12 protein-coding genes, 2 tRNA genes, 1 other RNA gene and 1 pseudogene are annotated in these 17060 nt (G+C 38.1%); 7 read left to right on the top strand and 9 right to left on the bottom strand.

Going from position 1 to position 17060, the window contains the following annotated elements; genetic code table 11:
- Positions 1-12: 12 nt before the first annotated feature.
- Both HMPREF0519_RS04530 and HMPREF0519_RS04525 read right to left on the bottom strand, forming a co-directional pair.
- Positions 13-1852 (bottom strand): annotated as a pseudogene (locus HMPREF0519_RS04530) (ABC transporter ATP-binding protein).
- A complete protein-coding gene (locus tag HMPREF0519_RS04525) occupies positions 1833-3578 on the bottom strand; it encodes an ABC transporter ATP-binding protein (RefSeq protein WP_003635041.1) in 1746 nt (581 codons plus the stop codon). Before HMPREF0519_RS04525 ends, HMPREF0519_RS04530 begins: the two are co-directional and overlap by 20 nt.
- A gap of 291 nt (positions 3579-3869) precedes the next feature.
- On the opposite strand from HMPREF0519_RS04525, the gene HMPREF0519_RS04520 reads away from it, so the two are divergent.
- Complete coding sequence (locus HMPREF0519_RS04520; protein WP_003559887.1) at positions 3870-4199, top strand: hypothetical protein; 330 nt, start codon at positions 3870-3872, stop codon at positions 4197-4199.
- Between the two features lie 1006 nt (positions 4200-5205).
- Positions 5206-6582, top strand: coding sequence for a matrixin family metalloprotease (locus tag HMPREF0519_RS04510; RefSeq protein ID WP_003635038.1), 1377 nt, complete (start codon positions 5206-5208; stop codon positions 6580-6582).
- 204 nt (positions 6583-6786) lie between these two features.
- Here HMPREF0519_RS04510 and HMPREF0519_RS04505 read toward each other — a convergent pair.
- A tRNA-Glu gene (locus HMPREF0519_RS04505) sits at positions 6787-6860 on the bottom strand.
- Between the two features lie 131 nt (positions 6861-6991).
- Between HMPREF0519_RS04505 and HMPREF0519_RS04500 the strand changes: the two genes are divergently transcribed.
- Together HMPREF0519_RS04500 and HMPREF0519_RS04495 are read left to right on the top strand one after the other, a co-directional pair.
- Positions 6992-7064 (top strand) — tRNA-Gln (locus tag HMPREF0519_RS04500).
- A gap of 70 nt (positions 7065-7134) precedes the next feature.
- Positions 7135-7611 carry a hypothetical protein gene (locus HMPREF0519_RS04495; RefSeq protein WP_225429169.1) on the top strand — a complete coding sequence of 159 codons (477 nt, stop codon included), beginning with the start codon at positions 7135-7137 and terminating at the stop codon, positions 7609-7611.
- Positions 7612-7820: 209 nt separating this feature from the next.
- Here HMPREF0519_RS04495 and HMPREF0519_RS04490 read toward each other — a convergent pair whose 3' ends face one another.
- The 3 genes from HMPREF0519_RS04490 to HMPREF0519_RS04480 are packed head-to-tail and all read right to left on the bottom strand — an operon-like array spanning position 7821 to position 10767.
- Complete coding sequence (locus HMPREF0519_RS04490; RefSeq protein WP_003635033.1) at positions 7821-9317, bottom strand: ATP-binding protein; 1497 nt, start codon at positions 9315-9317, stop codon at positions 7821-7823.
- Positions 9314-10051 (bottom strand): response regulator transcription factor, encoded by a 738-nt coding sequence (locus tag HMPREF0519_RS04485; protein ID WP_003635031.1) that lies wholly within the window; start codon positions 10049-10051, stop codon positions 9314-9316. The genes HMPREF0519_RS04490 and HMPREF0519_RS04485 overlap by 4 nt, the downstream gene beginning before the upstream one ends.
- Positions 10052-10068: 17 nt before the next feature.
- The gene (locus HMPREF0519_RS04480; RefSeq protein WP_003635028.1) at positions 10069-10767 is read right to left on the bottom strand and encodes a cysteine peptidase family C39 domain-containing protein; all 699 of its coding nucleotides are present in this window, start codon (positions 10765-10767) and stop codon (positions 10069-10071) included.
- A 117-nt stretch (positions 10768-10884) separates the two neighbouring features.
- Between HMPREF0519_RS04480 and HMPREF0519_RS04475 the strand changes: the two genes are divergently transcribed.
- The 3 genes from HMPREF0519_RS04475 (at position 10885) to HMPREF0519_RS04470 (ending at position 12816) form a co-directional block, all read left to right on the top strand.
- Complete coding sequence (locus tag HMPREF0519_RS04475) at positions 10885-11670, top strand: Cof-type HAD-IIB family hydrolase (RefSeq protein WP_003635027.1); 786 nt, start codon at positions 10885-10887, stop codon at positions 11668-11670.
- A gap of 49 nt (positions 11671-11719) precedes the next feature.
- Positions 11720-12088, top strand: a transfer-messenger RNA (tmRNA) gene (gene ssrA / locus HMPREF0519_RS13290).
- A gap of 197 nt (positions 12089-12285) precedes the next feature.
- A complete protein-coding gene (locus HMPREF0519_RS04470; RefSeq protein WP_190870491.1) occupies positions 12286-12816 on the top strand; it encodes an alpha/beta hydrolase in 531 nt (176 codons plus the stop codon).
- A 788-nt stretch (positions 12817-13604) separates the two neighbouring features.
- Here HMPREF0519_RS04470 and HMPREF0519_RS14325 read toward each other — a convergent pair.
- The 3 genes from HMPREF0519_RS14325 to HMPREF0519_RS04455 all read right to left on the bottom strand — a co-directional run bounded on the left by HMPREF0519_RS14325 (position 13605) and on the right by HMPREF0519_RS04455 (position 17054).
- The gene (locus HMPREF0519_RS14325; RefSeq protein ID WP_233419326.1) at positions 13605-13718 is read right to left on the bottom strand and encodes a DUF5776 domain-containing protein; all 114 of its coding nucleotides are present in this window, start codon (positions 13716-13718) and stop codon (positions 13605-13607) included.
- On the bottom strand, positions 13712-15367 hold the full coding sequence (locus tag HMPREF0519_RS04460; protein ID WP_003635020.1) for a MucBP domain-containing protein: 1656 nt from the start codon (positions 15365-15367) through the stop codon (positions 13712-13714). Before HMPREF0519_RS04460 ends, HMPREF0519_RS14325 begins: the two co-directional genes overlap by 7 nt.
- Before the next feature lie 211 nt (positions 15368-15578).
- Entirely contained in the window at positions 15579-17054 is a 1476-nt protein-coding gene (locus HMPREF0519_RS04455) for a C69 family dipeptidase (RefSeq protein WP_225429168.1), read from the bottom strand.
- Positions 17055-17060 lie beyond the last annotated feature (6 nt).

The raw sequence follows: 17060 nt of genomic DNA, 5'->3' as shown, positions 1-17060 counted from the left end.
TTCTCTCTAAAATTAATGACTCAATAATGTATTCCCGATGAATTGAGCATTGTACAGGTTTGCATAGAAGCCATTTTTAGCCATTAATTGTTCATGATTGCCTGTTTCAACAATTTGGCCTTGATTCATTACCACTATTTTATCAGCATTTTTAATTGTTGAAAGCCTGTGTGCAACCACAAAACTTGTCCGCTGTTCAGCCAGTTTGTCCATTGCTGCTTGGATGAGCTTCTCGGTTCGGGTGTCCACGGAAGATGTTGCTTCATCTAAAATAATAATTTCCGGATCAGCTAAGAAAACACGCGCAATGGTGAGTAATTGTCGTTGACCTTGGGAAATGTTTGTCGCATCCTCATTTAAAATGGTATCATAGCCATCCGGCAATTCCCGAATAAATAAGTCTGCGTGCGCGGCCTTTGCAGCCTCAATGACTTCATCTTTTGTTGCTGAAAATCGGCCATATTTAATATTATCAAAAATCGTACCGTTAAAAAGCCAAGACTCCTGAAGAACCATTGCCATGCGTTTTCTAATTTCGGAACGTGGCTTGTTTCGAATATCTTCACCTTTCATTCGAATTGCCCCATCGTTGACCTCGTAAAAACGTTCCAAGAGATTAATAATCGTACTTTTTCCAGCACCGGTTGGTCCTACGATAGCAATCTTTTGTCCAGGAAAGACGTTCAAATTAAAGCTTTGAATCAAAGATTGATCAGGAACATATGAGAAATCGACCTTATCAAAAGTCACTTCGTTCTTATCACTTTTAACAATCGGAAAATGTCCTGGTTCAAAATCCATTTCAGGTTCGTCAAAGATCTCAAAAATCCGTTCTGCCGACGCGATTGTCGATTGAATCGTATTGGTCAGGTTTGCTAAGCGGGTAATGGGCTGTGAAAACATATTTGTATACTGCAAAAATGCTTGAACATTTCCCAGCGTCACTGCCCCTTGTGTGACTTGAATACCACCGATAACCGCAACAAAGACGTAATCCAAATTTTTAATCAGGTTCATCATCGGAAACATGAAACTTGAAACAAACTGTGCCTTCCACGAGGCTTGAAAGTAACGACCATTTTTTTCTTTAAATTCTTTAATCGCATTCTCTTCCCGATTAAATGTCTTAATGACGTTGTGCCCATTATACGACTCTTACTTGGCCATTTAAAACGCCCAATTCATGTTGCTGCGCTCTGAAAAAGGTTTGTGATTTTGGCGCAAAGAAGCTCACGACCAGTATGCTGAGCGGCAAAGTCAGTAAAGCCAAAAGTGTTAACTTCCATGAAATGGTCAACATCATAAACAAAACGCCAAAGAACATAAAGAAGCTGGTAATTAATTGCGTCAAACTGGATTGAAGCATTGTATTAATATTATCCATATCATTAACAGCTCTTGAAAGGATATCACCCTTTGAATGCCCATCGTAAAATGATACAGGCAGTCTGGTAATTTTAGCTTTGAGATCCTTTCTCATTTGATAAACAATGCTTTGAGAAATTCGAGTCATCACAACCTGCTGAACAAGTTGAAAAATACCGGATAAGACATAAAGAACGACTACGATCATTAAGATTGACACAATCTTTTTAAAATCGATTGGAAATGAACGAACGGTCATACCGGCATTTACTTTTCGCATGCCGGCAATAACACCATCAAAAACAACCGTCGTTGCACTTCCAAGAACCTTCGGAGAAACAATGTCCATAATGACGCCGCCAATTGCCATTAGAATTGCTAAAACAATCCCTGGAATCCACCGTCTTGTATAGCTAATCAGCCGTCTGGTCGTATGCCAAAAGTCATGTGGCTTGGTGACGGGTCCTCTAACTGGTGGTGTTCGCATTGTTAATTCCCCCCTGCTCTCCAATTTGAGATCTCAAGATGTCTTGATAAACCGAATTCGAAGCTGCTAATTGTTTGTGGGATCCCTCTCCGACAACTTGACAATTATCCAAAACCAGAATTAAGTCTGCATCCGCGACTGTAGAGATCCGCTGTGCCACAATAACCGTAATGGCCCTTTGAATCTGCTTGTCTGTTCTTAGTGCCATCCGTAATTTTGCATCTGTTTCAAAGTCCAAAGCAGAAAATGAATCATCAAAGATATAAATATCCGCCGGTTTTAAAATTGTCCGTGCAATTGCAAGACGTTGTTTTTGACCACCCGAAAAGTTGTCACCATTCTGATCAACGTGGGCATCAAGACCGCCATTATCTTGTGTAATGAATTCAGTCGCCTGTGCCACTTCCAGAGCGTGCCAGATGTCATCATCAGTTGCATCCTGCTTCCCATATAACATGTTTTCACGAACCGTTCCAGAGAAGAGAACCGCTTTTTGCTGATTAATCGAAATGAGTGAATGCAAATCGTGTTGTGTTAGTTTATCAATTTCCAAACCATTGACCTTGACCATTCCTTTCTCAGGCTCAATTAGTCTTGGAATCAGATTGATCAGCGTCGATTTCCCCGATCCGGTACCACCAATAATAGCTAATGTTTGACCACCACGAACTTTAAAACTGACATTTTGTAACGTTTGTTGTTCAGCAGATGAATACCGAAAATAAACGTTGTCAAATTCTAACGACGGTTCAACTTCATGATGACCAAGCGGTTGTGGCTTATCGGGACCTATAATCGTATCTTTCACTTCCAAAACTTCGATAATTCTGGCAGCTGATGCCGATGCTCTTGGCAAAAAGACAAAAATCATTGAAAGCATCATAAAACTAAATAGGATTTGACCGGAATATGTCATAAAAGCAACCAGGTTTCCAACCGCCAACGTCCGATTGGAAATCATGTCGGCACCGAACCAAACGATTGCTACATTAATAAAGCTGAAGATGATCGTAATGATTGGAATAATAAATGACACAATTGTAAAGGCCTTAATACCAGTTTTTGCAAAGTCTTTATTAGCGGCATCAAAGCGCTGATTTTCATAATCATCACGGTTAAAAGAACGAATCGTACGGACACCGCCCAACGCTTCGCCAAAGATTAAATTAATGCGATCCGTTTTCTTTTGCATTGTTTTAAAGAGAGGAACGACATAATACATCAATCCTCCGACTATCAGAGCAACCAATGGCAAACAAATGATAAAAATCGTGGTTAGATCAGGGCTCTTCACATATGACATGACTGATGCACCAAGCAGCATCAGCGGTGCCATTAGCATCATCCGTAGAATCTGTACCATAACATTTTGAATTTGAACAACATCATTTGTCGTTCTTGTGTCCAATGAAGCCGCACCAAAATGATCCATGTCCTCTTGAGAAAACCTGGTGATCTTTTGAAACATATCATCTCTGCTGCGTTGACCCATTTTCATTGACTGTGTAGCGGCAAAAAAGATATTCCCGCCTGCTGCCAAAACACCACAGAATGAAACGAAAAGCATTTTGAAGCCCTCACTCCAAATATAGCCAATGTTATTTTGAGCAATCCCCTTATCAATCACGTTTGAGGTTACGGTTGGCAAATAAAGGTCACTCGAAACTTGAAGCAGCAAAAAAACAACTGCCCCAAAAACAGCAAGATAGGAAACTCTACTCTTCATTAACTTTAACAATTGCTTTCACACTCCTCGTAGAACTCCTGGAAAAGCATAAAATTAACTTTTATTTCTTTTTGCATGGTGTCCCCCACTAGGCATGTTTTCTAAAAAAATAATAACTCGTTCTATCAATTATAGCCCCAAGTTAACTGTAATTTGAAGCAATTAAGCGTTGTATTTGTTCGACATGAATGCGCTTGCTTTTTAGATAAGTCACCTTTGTCAATCCAGTTACCATTTTTTTGGTATAATTGTCCTTGAGTGAGAGTTTTTAATGATTGGAGGATTTAGCTGTTGGCAAGCAATTCCGATACAATTTACCACGTTTTATCATACATTAAGGCGCATCCTGCCAAGGCGACCATTCGCCCTGATAAATATGATAATGTTGTTGAAATGTATTTAGATGATGATGTTAAATTGGGAAATCCAGAAATTTATTTTCCATCCCAGCGCTTGGAAGTAAACCGCATGGCTCCCGACTTTGTGTCTATGAACAGTGATCTGCTCGATTATTTCCATGATAAAACTGCCGTAAAAGATAGCAGTTATCACGACTTGTGGATTACAACATCTCATCTGGCAAACAGAAATAAATATTTAATTGATCTATCATTTGAATAATAACGTCGAAACAGCTAAAAATAAAATCAGACCGAGTCAATACCTGGTTCATGATTATTTTTGTAGGTTTGCACAATTTCAATTTCGATTGTGGCCTTGATGGAGCTGCTTCAAGAAATAAAGACCGACTCAACACTTTTTTGTATTGAGTCGGCCTTTATTTAACTTCTAGATGTTAATTTGCATCTAGCAAATAACAAGCGTCTCCTATACAATAAAAGTTAATGTATCGTTAACTTGTTTCATATCAACTTTTGTAAAGAGAATTCAGTTTGATTAGTCAGTTACTTGATGTTATTACAAAGCTATTGTCATATGCTATGGTGATTTTTTTGGCACTATTTGCTTATAGCAAGATCGCCAAAAAGCCGGAAAAATACCCTTATGGTAGATATGCGCTCGTTTCCTTATTGCTGTTGTGATTTTTGGAACACTCTTTTTAACTCTCCAAAAGAAAAAGCCGTTATCCAAAGGGGCGTTAAAGAGCAAACCGCCTCTTCCTCTCAGCAGCCCTCGAACGACCATTACAAAAGCACGACGCTTCAGGTAAGAAGTAAACTGAAGTCAACAACTTTGTTGTTTAAACATCGTCATCCGTTATGATAAAGATACGATTGATTCTTTCAAACTCACCACCGTCGATTTAATCAAAACGATTAAGGATTCCGACTATCAAAAATATCAGCCCCTTACAATAGCTTTCACAACAAATCACGGAAAAGCAAAAACGCTGTTAGAAACATCTTATCGCCAGTTTACAATTAGCAAAATAAATCCTAAACAACTAGATGTGTCAGATTTAAAAACGATTAGCAGCCGCTACTATGAAGCAGGTAAATGATTAATGGGTTGCATTCTTTAGCATCCTTAACTACCTCGCGTTATAATTACAGTGTGTACAATTGTTTGTACTTAGAGATTTTTTTGTTATTATTTAACAAGACAATCACCTATTCCGTTGATTGGTTAAGACAATAAAACCAACTACTTTGGAGGCAATCTGAAAATGAAGGTAAATAAGAAATTTTTCCCAGGTGTGTTACTCACGGCATTCGCTTTTTCTGTGGGATTCCTAATGAATAACCAACCAAATACTCAGGCAAAATCGGCTGTAAAAGTCGTCTGGCGTCAAAAGATGACACGCTCCTTTTACACGATCAATCAATCTAAAGCCAAGAATGGGTATGCTTACTCGGCCAAATTGGGTAAAAAAGTTTTTAAACTTTCAAATTATAGTCACAAAACCTTCACCGCATATTACCATCAAAAATTAAAAGTTAATAATCAGTATCGGATTTACTATTACGTCAAGAGTAATTCTGGAAAGAAAGCCTCCGGGTGGGTTTGGCGAAACTATTTGAAAAAAATCCCTAGTAAAATCAATTCTTCTAATTCAATTATTGGGGCAACCGTGTCCTCACAATCTCAACTGATGTCGTACATCAACGCCGCACCGGATCTTGATCCAAACTTAACCATCCTTGGATTTGAAACTGACGTTTATTCAAAATATAAGACGACCCTAAGCCAACAGTACAATCTGGCACAGTTTGCGTCATCTGGTGTTTTTAAAGACAATCATGCTAAAATTTACGTTGCAGATAATCGTTTAAATTCATACGTTAACACAGCTATTGAACGTTGGAATGCTGCTTTGGGCAAAAATGTTTTTTCGATCGGAAGTTCGTCCGACCATACACTGACCGTTAAACTCAATGATGCGTCAACAGAAAAATGGGATGGCCTTTTCAGTGGTAATATCATTGAAATTAACTCGAAAAATTTTACAAATCCAAATTATGCAAATAATAATCTAGCAACTTCATCGACGTTGGAAGCAAAACTAACTGACATTTCAAATCAAGCTTCCAGCTTATTGGACTTAACCAATACCCTACTTAACAAATTAAGAATTAATTATCAACTACAATATTTAACGCTGGAAAGCAAGTATAACAATTCCTCTAACGCTTCAACCAAATCAACCATCCAAAAGCAAATAAGTGATTTAGCGACGAATTATGAAAACCAAGACAAAGCAATTCGTCAAAATTATGACTCCCAAGTGTCTGCACTGCGCCAAGCAGTTAAAGATGCTTATGTACAGGAACAGCCTGCTATTTCTCAAGCTTCAACAACCAATTACTGGACAACCGTTATTATGCATGAACTTGGTCATGGGCTTGGCTTATATCATACTCCTTACCAAAGTGACGTCATGTTCGCATCATCAAGCGATGAACAAGACGCAACCCCAAGTCCTGTCAAGTATGCTTGGACTCAGGCAAAGGATCCTTCAGATGCAATGGCGTATACTTCTGCTACCCTGACATCAAGAGATGTTGATCGGGCCAAACTAGCAGAGATACTAGGCTATTGGTAAACAATTAGACAGCCTCAAAAAACAACAGTCCACCTTCAATTTTGAATGTGACTGTTGTTTTTTACATTACTTAATTTAAAAGCATATTTAGTTAAACGGCGGGCAATGCAATGACCAACCTAGTGGGTCCCAAAAAGAAAGAGATCACCAATACTGATAAGCAGCATTTGGCGACCTCTTAGATTCGTTGATTATTTCAATTTATCACCCGCACGGGGCTCGAACCCGTAACTCCGCCTTGAGAGGGCGACGTCTTAAACCAGTTTGACCAGCGGGCAATGCTCTCAAACTCACAAATAATAGTGTATCTAAATCTCGTTAATTTGTCAACAGAGAAGTTAAAAATCAAAAAATCGGTTGACAAATCAGTAAAAAATCGATAATATTATTAACTGTGATATTTGTTCATTGGGTATTCGCCAAATTGGTAAGGCAGCGGACTCTGAATCCGTAATTTACTGGTTCGAGCCCAGTATACCCAATAAATGGCCCATTATGGTTGGTTGCGATAGCGCCAAGATAATGGGATTTTTTATTACCGGAGGTTATTTAATGAAAGTTCGAAAATTAATTTTGCCCTTTATGATTATCTGCTTATTTATTTTTGCATTAACTAAAAGTGCCAATGCTGACGCAGCTACTTGGCATACCGGTACCCCAAAAGTTATCAGAGGGAACTGGTACTACAACGGATCTGGAGAGCAAAAGGCATTTATTACCTATACCAAAACATTGAGTTCAGGCGAGCTTTTTAAACAGTCCGATAATAACCTCGGCTACTATAAATTACCGGGATACGGATTAAAACATATTAAATATAAGGCGCTTCGTCATCATATCTATCTCATAACCGGTATTCAATACTCACCGAAAGGTGCCTCCGTTCAATTTGACGGCCAACGCCTATCCTACAAAGTAAAAGCGCCTGATAAGAAAAATCTTTATTTCTATAAAGGGTTCCGCCATTATACGCGAAAGCCGAATTTCAAAATCGTTAAACAAAATCAGCAAGCCACTAGTAACCAGTGATGATGATTGCATCGTCCAACCGATTGCTTTATAATCCTAATTGTGAATCTACCCACTCAGTAGATTTACTCCATTTTTTATAGATAACACATCCCAAACTTGTCGTAGGCGTGGGATGTGTTATTTTTTTATTTAAAAAATGAGTCCGTCAACTAAATGCCCTATTCATTAAAAATAGACGCCACACAAATCTGCGTGAGCGCCTATTTTTACACATCTGTTCTTTCAGATGATTTTCGCTTATTATTCTCGGCAGCCTTTTTTTCAGCATCCGTTTGATCAGGAATGATAACGGTAAAGGTGGTTCCCTTGTGCGGCTTAGAAGTCACTGAGATCTTGCCACCATGTTGTTGAACAAGTTGGTGGACAATTGCCAACCCCAATCCGGATTCTCCGTATTTTCGGGCTCTTCTGGAGGCATCAGCTTTATAATATCGTTCAAAAATATTTTTTTGTTGTTCCTTTGTCATACCAATTCCAGTATCTTTGATCCGAATAATCGTTTCGTTATAACCGCGTTCACCAATTAAGGTGATTGTCCCACTGTCTGTAAATTGAATCGCATTGTTTGTGATATTAAAAACAATTTGAACAAACCGATCATAATCAGCGTATATAGGTAAATCGTCCGGGGCTTGAATCTCAAAACGATCTTTTGATTCGGAAGCCTTACTTCCTAATTGTTCCACAATGCTGCTAAGAACCTTCGTTGCATTAAAATGTCTTTTTTCAAGTCGAATCGAATTCGAACGAATTTTTTCATAATCCAAATTTTCATTAACCAATCGAATAAGCCGCTGAGTTTCATTGCTCATTAAATCAATACTTTTCCCCCGCTGTTCCTGAGGAATGACATCATACTTAATTCCCTCCAGGATCCCAGAAATTGTCGTTAACGGCGTTCTCATTTCATGAGCAGCATCCGCCAGAAATTCCTGGCGTCGTTCTTCCTGCCGCTGAATTTCTTGATTGGCTTTTTCCAAAGATTCCGTCATATGGTTAAAATCCGTAATCAACTCACCGATTTCATCGTTTCCACCGGATTTGACCCGAATGTCATAATTACCATTTGAAACCTGGGTTGCAGCTGCTCGAAGCCTACTAATTCGACGATTCAAGCGACTTGCAATAAAGAAACTGATAATCATGGAAATAATCAGAGACACGCCCAGACCCTTCAAAAGGTCCCGGTTAATTCGGTCAACGTTTGAATTAACATCCGAAACAAACACACCTGCACTCACGACAGCAACCAATTTCTTATTGTAATAATACGGTTTTAAAATCTCGATCATTGCCGGTCTGGTTTTACCATTGCTTAACTTAAAATTTCGATTATTGACTTTTCTGACAATCTGGTCCTTTGTTAAATGCCGCCAATCATTTTTAGTAACCTTAGGTGATAAACCATTATTTGGATAAATAACCCGGTTTTTTTGATTGAATACCGTAAAATGAACAGATTGATTTTCCAAAAGTGCCTGCGCCGTTTTTAAAGTGCTGAGACTGAAAGTTACTTGTTGACTGCTCTTTGTATTAACTGTCAATGACTGCTGAACCAAACTATCCGAATATTTCTCCAGACTTCGCCACTCATCGTTGTACACAAAGCTTTTGGACATTCTTCCAAATGAAATACCAAGTAAAAGGATTGTCACGGCAATTACCAGAAAAAAGGCCAATAACTGCTGATAAATCATTTTCATTTCTTTTTGTCCACTTCACTATCGTCAAATTTGTAACCAACACCCCAAACAGTTTGAATAACCTGAGGTCCAACCCGTTCGATTTTCTGACGTAATTTTTTGATATGCGCATCGACGGTTCGCTCATCGCCATAATACTCATATCCCCAAACCAGTTCCAATAACTGCTCACGGGAGAATACCTGACGCGGTTTCTGAGCAAGTGCATTCAATAATTCAAATTCTTTTGGCGTTAGTTCCGGTATTAATTGACCATCCAAATACGCTTCTCGAGTATTCGTGTTAAGTTTAAAATGCTCAGTTGTAATTTGATATTCTTTTTTCTGTTCCTCTTCAGAATGCTCTGGTTCTTCAACTTGAGCCTCTGTATGTGCCCGACGCTGTAAGGCTTTAATTCGGGCAACTAGCGTGATGGGTGAAAATGGCTTGGTCACATAGTCATCCGCACCCATCTCAAAGCCAAGCACCTGATCACTGTCAGAATCACGAGCTGTCAGCATTATGATTGGAACGGATTTAGATTTAGCACGAATTTCTTTGGCAACTTCCATGCCGTCCTTTTTTGGTAAATTCAAATCCAATGTGATCATGTCCCAACTTTCCGGATCTTCATTGAACATGTCAACAGCCTCAATACCATCATATGCAAAAGAAACGTCCCAGCCCTCTTTTTGAAAGAACATCGACATCATCTCTGAAACCGATTTGTTATCTTCTATCATTAACAGTTTCATTGTCTTTCCCCCAACTCCTAATAGCTAATGGCTTCTACATGACCTTGAAGCCAATGCTTTTTTAAATGATTCTCCGAGACCGATTCTAATCGCCCAGTCCACGGATCGTTATAGAAATATAGTTTCCTGTTAAAACCAGTCAGAACAATTAAGCTGGATTTTAAATTATTCAGTCCATTGACTCGCAATACAATCGGTCGTCTTCTAAGCAATTGTTTATCTAGTTGCCTCAAATTGCCCTTATTTAAATCCCTTATAGAGTGAGTTTCCGAAATAATCAAATCGCTTAAACCGATCAAACCGGTATTCGTTCGCTGCCATTTTTCAACCGCAACCTTTAAATCAGGGTATGAAATATCACTCCCGGCATTTCGAAGCAGCATCATCAGTGCTGCAGATTGATTATCAATATCTGCTTGAGTTGCTTGCTTAATGGCAGGAACATCCAGTCTACGAAAGGTCTTGCGGATGTTTCGTTTAGGCAGCCACCCTGATAGGTCACCGTAAGTAAAGTGATACCAAATTTGTTTATTAAAAAAACTAATTTGATCAATCAAAAAATCCTGGGTTAAGATTTCATCTGGAATCTTAACCTTACTGCTGGTAGTCGTAATTTTTGGTCCTTCAGTCGCAAGATACCAGTGTTCTCCAGGGATTCTTCTAAGTCGCACAAAAAAACGATTGGTCTTTTCATTAGCGATGGTCGTCTTCTCCATTTTTTCTCACCCCATACTATATCTATTTTACCAGAAAATGGTCAACTTGCTTGAAAAGGTCCAAGATTGTTATGATAATAAAGTAACGTTTCTTTTTCCACAAATTAAAAAACTAGGATGGTTAAATTCATGTATAAAGGAATTGCATTTTTCGATCTCGACCATACATTATTAAACGAACAAACAAAAGTTGATCCAGAAGTTGCTGAAGCAATGAAACAATTGCGTCGCAACAATGTTCTACCAGTTATTTCCACTGGTAGAAATATCTTTGAAATCCCTGAAATATTAGAAAAAACAGAAATTGATACAGTCGTATCCGCAAATGGTGATTATGTTCTTTTTGAAAACAAACCGGTTTATGAAGCAATTATCAAGCCGGAAATTGTAACTAAGTTTATGGATTTCGCCAAATCAATGAACGAATCAACAACTGTGATGAATAATTTAGGAGCTGCAATCAACTTTGTGACGGTCGACACAAAAAGCAACTACAAATCTATTAATACTCGAATTCCACCTTTAGGCGCAGAAAATTTCGTCAAGCAACACCCAATCTATATGATGGTTGTCAACACCGTTGGTCACGATCAAAAATATATTGATACATTTGATGATACACTGACTTTCTATCGAAATACACCGTTTAGTATGGATGTCGTCGTTAAAAACGGTTCGAAGAAACGCGGCATCCAAGAACTCATTTTAAACGCAGGATTAACCGGCATTCCCACTTACGGATTTGGTGATGGTAATAACGACGTGCCAATGCTCCAATATGTCGATCATCCGGTTGTTATGGGCAATGGTTTGCCACATGTTAAAGAATATGCAGAGTTTATCACCACTAATAATACAGATCACGGCATTGTGAATGGTCTCAAGCACTATGATCTAATCTAATTACTTCTAACTAATTTGAATGTATGATACAATACTATTGTGTCTATACGGGGTCGTTAAGGATTCGACGGGTATAGGTCGAGCTTGGATTGCGTTTCGTGCGGCGTCACGTAAAAACGCCCAGTTTAAATTATAACTGCAAAAAATAATAACAATTCTTACGCTTTAGCTGCCTAATAAGCGCTTAACGTAGATCCTCCCAATCTCGCCCATGGGTTGGATCTGGGTCTTAAATTTAGTGGGCTCACGCAGTTGGCTCCCACCTGAAGTCAACTGAAGAGATTAATCAGGTTAGCCATTTATGGGTGCCTTGATTTGCGGCGTTTTAAATGGTGAATTCCAAATAGTAGATCTATGAACGTAGATATCTAGGTGGCGATATGCTCGGACGCGGGTTCGACTCCCGCCGACTCCATTGATAGGGTTTCATGAGGGGCTGTCGAGTGTTAAAATACTGGTACAATGATATTCTTGACTTTCTCGATTGTTATCTAACGTCGGTAAAAACAACTTATGTGGAAACTAATATGTTTCCGTCAACGTCTTAAAAGAGCCAATACTCCAGAGTTTCTGGGATATTGGTTCTTTTGCTTAAATGTACTGGAGGGACTTACAATGAATGCAATTATTTTTCACGGATCGGCACCTCATGCCACAGCAAATAAATTTTGGTACCAAAATATCTCTAATAGTTTAATCAATCATGGTATTTCAAGTATTGTAGTTAACTTACCCCAACTTGACCAAGAACCTTTAACTGACACGTTGGAAAAGATTAATAAAATGGATTTAGAATTTACCAAAGATACAATTTTAATTGGACATTCTGCAGGAACAAATATTATCTTCGCTTTATTAGAACAACATTTAGAAACGCCTGTAAGAGCCGTTTATTTAATAGCAGGTTATAGTCAGCCTAACGGCATGAAACACACTACCCTAAAAGAGTCTTACGACTGGACTACCATCAAAAACAATGCAAAGGAATTCTTCATACTAAATTCCTTTAACGATCCTTTTAAGTGCGATGAAAAACAAGGTAAAGTTTTATTTGATCATTTGGGTGGCACGCTCATTTTACGTAACGACGGTCATTTTATGCAAAAACACCAACCATTGTTGCTTACTTTATTGAATCAATATTAATCAAAATGTTACAAGCTGTTGCTCAGACCAATTCTACTGTTTGAGTAACAACTTGTATAAAACAACAAACTAACTTTAAAGAAATCAAAGCATTTCAATACATGAACCGAAACACCAACCTACAAAATTAACCCGAGTTTCAATTCCTTCTTTAGTGAAACTTTCGTTAGTCGTTGTAGCTACTTACTTCTCCTTGATATCGATTTTTCGATGGATAGGCACAACCACCTTACCATCAAACGCTGAATTGAGTAACTAATCAAATCGGAAGCAATTGGCCTTGTTTTAAAAAAGTGCAAATTCCAGCTTCTTTTGACATTAACTCATTGGGATTTTAACAGCATTCTGGTATACTTAAACAAATTTATAGAAGATGGTGATGTGTAGTGCCGAGAAATAACTTTGATACTCAAGAAGCTTTTGCTGAAAAGACCGTGGATATGGTCCTAAATCATTTAAAAGAAATACGGCAAAAACGACCCAATAGTGATTTTATACTTTTAGATGATAAGAATTTTATGATTGATGATTTAAATACTGTCGGTTCCTTAATCTCTTTAAATCTTATTAACAATAAGGGAATGCGATGTGAACGGTTAGTGGCCCCGGAAGCTTTCTCAATTACTATAGAAGAACTTCGAAAGCGATAATGGAACAGAGGCATATTCTGCCTAACAGCATTAGTAAACTGCTAAGTGCCAAAGAAGCCCTGTTTAAATAAAGATAGTAATGACAAAAACGCCCACCTGTCAAAAAGGATGGGCGTTTTGGCGTTTTGGCGTTTTAAACTATTTAAACTTAGTAAAAATGACAAATTTCTTATTAGCCGTAATGTAACGGTCATTTAACAACTGGTATCTCGTAGTATATTTGTACTTAACGATTTTTTTTACTTTTAATATTTGTCCCTTTTTAAAATGCCTGATTTCTCCGGTGAGTGCAGTTTCCTGTATGAGTTTATTCCATTTGGGTTAATAATTTTGATCTTTTTATTTGCGGGCAGAGTCGCATAATAAGCAGGGATGACATATTTAACGCTAGAAGTAATGTATCCAGAGGTTCCTTTAATATACCGCTTAGCATACGGACTATATTGTTGGACGCGATATCTTAATTTGCCAGACTTATCCCGTTTATATCCTTTGACAACAAACTCCGGACGATTAATTCGTACAGCTCTTTTGTAATACTTAATACGATTTCTCTTGGAAAAATCACCTTTTTTATAAAGTCCAATCGTATTTACTGCATATACAGCTTGACCTTTTGCGACTACATAATTTGGAATGTCAGAATCCGAAACTTGGTCTGGACGTGTTGTCGGCGCTGTTGGTGTCGTCGGGGTTGTTGGCGCTGTTGGGGTTGTTGGCGTCGTTGGCACCGTTGGCGTCGTCGGTGTTGTCGGTGTCGTTGGCACTGTTGGTGTCGACTCCTTTTTATAGTAATAATTTACAATGACATTCTTAGCACCAATTTTCCCCACCTTTTCGCCATCGACCGAAATGAATGTATATCCCGGTACATCTACTTGTTCGGTTTTATAATTATCACCAAAATAGCCGGTAATAATTTTAGATTCTGCAATTTTGTTATGACTTTCATCAAGGTAATTGACGGTTACAGGTCTACCCAATACATTAATCGTTAATTGACCATTAAAATTTATATCCTTATTTGGTTGCTTGTTATAGGGGCTTGAATCACTCATAATTTTTTTCCAGTTTACTTCCAATTTTGTATTTGGATCAGCGTTGTGCCAAATAATTTCATTTTTACCTTGATCATAGCTACCGTTGTTAGTCGCGGTTATGCCATCAGTCAGTGAAATTCTATTCCCTTGATCATCAAAAATATACAACGGATTTTTTAAAACAATGTCGCCATTTTCCTCCAATTGTGCTTCTGCAAATGCCGTATTGTTATTAAATCCCCAAAAGCCATTTTGGTAAAGAGAAAGATTAGAATATTGTTGAGAAAAGCCATACCATGGCGAAATATCCGTAAAATGCTGATGAGTAAACCCTAAATAAACGACATGTAACTTTCCAAGGTCTTCTCGTGTACTCAACTGTTGCTTAATCTGATTTAACGTTTGTGACAAATCATTAAAACCATTATTATCATACTGGGTAGCCAGCTGACGGTAACTATTATTTAGATTCAAATTACTAAGATCTGGAAAGAGCACTTTTGTGTTCCTAAACGTTAAATACCCAATACTAAACATACCGTTAAAGAATTCTAGCCCTTGCAATGAAGATACTGGATTAGTAATATCAATGTTTATATAACGATTATTGTTTGCCACTTCTTTGGTAATATCCTCTAATGTGGCATCTTTTGGAAGCTGGGATGTTTTCTTTAGATAGGCTAAAATATCCTGTTGTAATCCCTTATCAGGCATCCAAGAATCTAATGTTTCCCTAGATTCTACTATTTGTGAACTTCTTGTACCGGTTTCTGGGCTCGTGCTGGCTTTAGACCCTTGTTGCAAAAAACTTACTCCCAAAGCAATTGTCAATGCCAATAAACTATATTCGAATTTTTTCATACATGTACCCCTCAAGTATCAAAATCGATAAACTTTTGCTACCCAATAGTTACCTTGTTTATAGTATTTTACCATGTTAACTAATTTCCCACTATCAACATGCCTCTCTGCTTACAACACCTATGATTCTTAGCGAATACTATAATTTGCGAATACATGTACTTATTATATGGTGGCTAATCAATAAGGGGAAATCTACCTCAAAAACTTGTCATCCTTTCGACACATTAATATGCAGTTCCCTAAAAACCTCTGATGTTGATTTTGTAATCAGATTTGCATTCAACTCATCAAATTGTTTCTGGGCAAGTACAGCGTTCGCTTGGTTGCTGGCAGTTAAATAGGTTTGCAAATCCGCTGTCTTGGCAATTGCACTGGATTGTTTATCGCTATTCTTTAAATGACGCAGAAGTTGTCGATTAACCTTTCTTTGAATGGGACGAATATAGCGGTTAGTAAAACTATTTGGATAAGGCTGTGCCAAAACTCCCGTTAATTTGTATGTCCAAAAAGCGGATTTCGAATCATACCTATCAGTTCCAATTTGATAAGTCACCGGTGTGTTATTAATATCCGTGTAAAACGGAACATAAACACTAGTATCTGGAGAAGCCATTGCCAACCATTGAATACCTGAAATGGCCTTAGCAACATGTGGCCTAATTTGAAGAATGTGTGATTCGTCATTCATTGGCATGTTAATCGGTCGGAATTTATTAAGCCATCGACCTTTTGAATCATACTTGGTATTTGTAAAATGACTAGCCAAAACCTGACCAACTTTTTGAACTGTAATTTTTTTATCGGATTTCATAAACATCTGAAAACTTCTCTGATCTGGGCTCTGCTTTTTACTTGGTGTTAAAATTCTTTGACCGTCCCAAATTCGAGGATCATTTTCCTGCCGATCGGCTTTGTTGCTGGTTCCAAATGCTTTAGCAAAGTTAACAATCCCTTTACTGTAGCCAAGTAACTTATGCTTTCGTACAAAAGAAACGAGATGCTTGGAAGCTAAATACTTCTTATGGTTTTTTAATCTCAATCGTCCTATTCTCAATTGATTGGGAATGATCGCGTATCTGTTAGCAGGTATCCTAACCGCAGCCCATTGATGACCCGCTCCGATTTCCATATACCACACTTCATTTTTATCAGAAAAAATAATACCGTCGGACTCTGCGGCACCACTCTTTCTAATAATGTTCCCCATTCTGATCACTCCTTGACGAGCAGAATGAATATAAGGTAATACCACATCGAGCATGGCATCTTCACTGATCCCCCTTTTTACGAATGGATCCGCCTTAATGGCCTTCCTATTTGAATCTGTTGATTCAGTTGCGCTCATTGCAACGTTACTTTCGTTAATGCCATCCTCTCCGTATTGACCATGTTTTTGTGTCCAGTCCGGAGTTGACGTGTATCTTTGATGGATTTTAGGAAGCCGAATGGTAAATTGATTTCCTTTCGAAACGTAGGTTGTTTGACCAGTATCCGTATGTGCATGGACAATAAAATGCTTTGCCCAATTTGTTGAGTTATCTTCATTTCTGGCAATAATCGTTGAGCCATCTTTAGTTGCCTTAGAACCGACTATCACAGTTGTACAAGCTGATGCTTTTAAAGCTCCAGCAAAAAAAGTTAATGATGTCAGTGCTCCAATGATGATTTTTTCATATAATTTCATATATTC

The sequence above is a fragment of the Lentilactobacillus hilgardii DSM 20176 = ATCC 8290 genome (assembly GCF_000159315.1).
GTDB classification, from domain to species: domain Bacteria; phylum Bacillota; class Bacilli; order Lactobacillales; family Lactobacillaceae; genus Lentilactobacillus; species Lentilactobacillus hilgardii.
Note: the sequence above shows the minus strand (reverse complement) of the source record. Positions and strands in the feature narration are given on the sequence as shown.

Bases quoted from the DNA above. Each gene is read 5' to 3' on its own strand.
- HMPREF0519_RS04525 (WP_003635041.1), bottom strand. From the start codon at position 3,578: ATGAAGAGTAGAGTTTCCTATCTTGCTGTTTTTGGGGCAGTTGTTTTT.
- HMPREF0519_RS04510 (WP_003635038.1), top strand. From the start codon at position 5,206: ATGAAGGTAAATAAGAAATTTTTCCCAGGTGTGTTACTCACGGCATTC.
- HMPREF0519_RS04495 (WP_225429169.1), top strand. From the start codon at position 7,135: ATGAAAGTTCGAAAATTAATTTTGCCCTTTATGATTATCTGCTTATTT.
- HMPREF0519_RS04490 (WP_003635033.1), bottom strand. From the start codon at position 9,317: ATGAAAATGATTTATCAGCAGTTATTGGCCTTTTTTCTGGTAATTGCC.
- HMPREF0519_RS04485 (WP_003635031.1), bottom strand. From the start codon at position 10,051: ATGAAACTGTTAATGATAGAAGATAACAAATCGGTTTCAGAGATGATG.
- HMPREF0519_RS04480 (WP_003635028.1), bottom strand. From the start codon at position 10,767: ATGGAGAAGACGACCATCGCTAATGAAAAGACCAATCGTTTTTTTGTG.
- HMPREF0519_RS04475 (WP_003635027.1), top strand. From the start codon at position 10,885: ATGGTTAAATTCATGTATAAAGGAATTGCATTTTTCGATCTCGACCAT.
- HMPREF0519_RS04470 (WP_190870491.1), top strand. From the start codon at position 12,286: ATGAATGCAATTATTTTTCACGGATCGGCACCTCATGCCACAGCAAAT.
- HMPREF0519_RS04460 (WP_003635020.1), bottom strand. From the start codon at position 15,367: ATGAAAAAATTCGAATATAGTTTATTGGCATTGACAATTGCTTTGGGA.
- HMPREF0519_RS04455 (WP_225429168.1), bottom strand. From the start codon at position 17,054: ATGAAATTATATGAAAAAATCATCATTGGAGCACTGACATCATTAACT.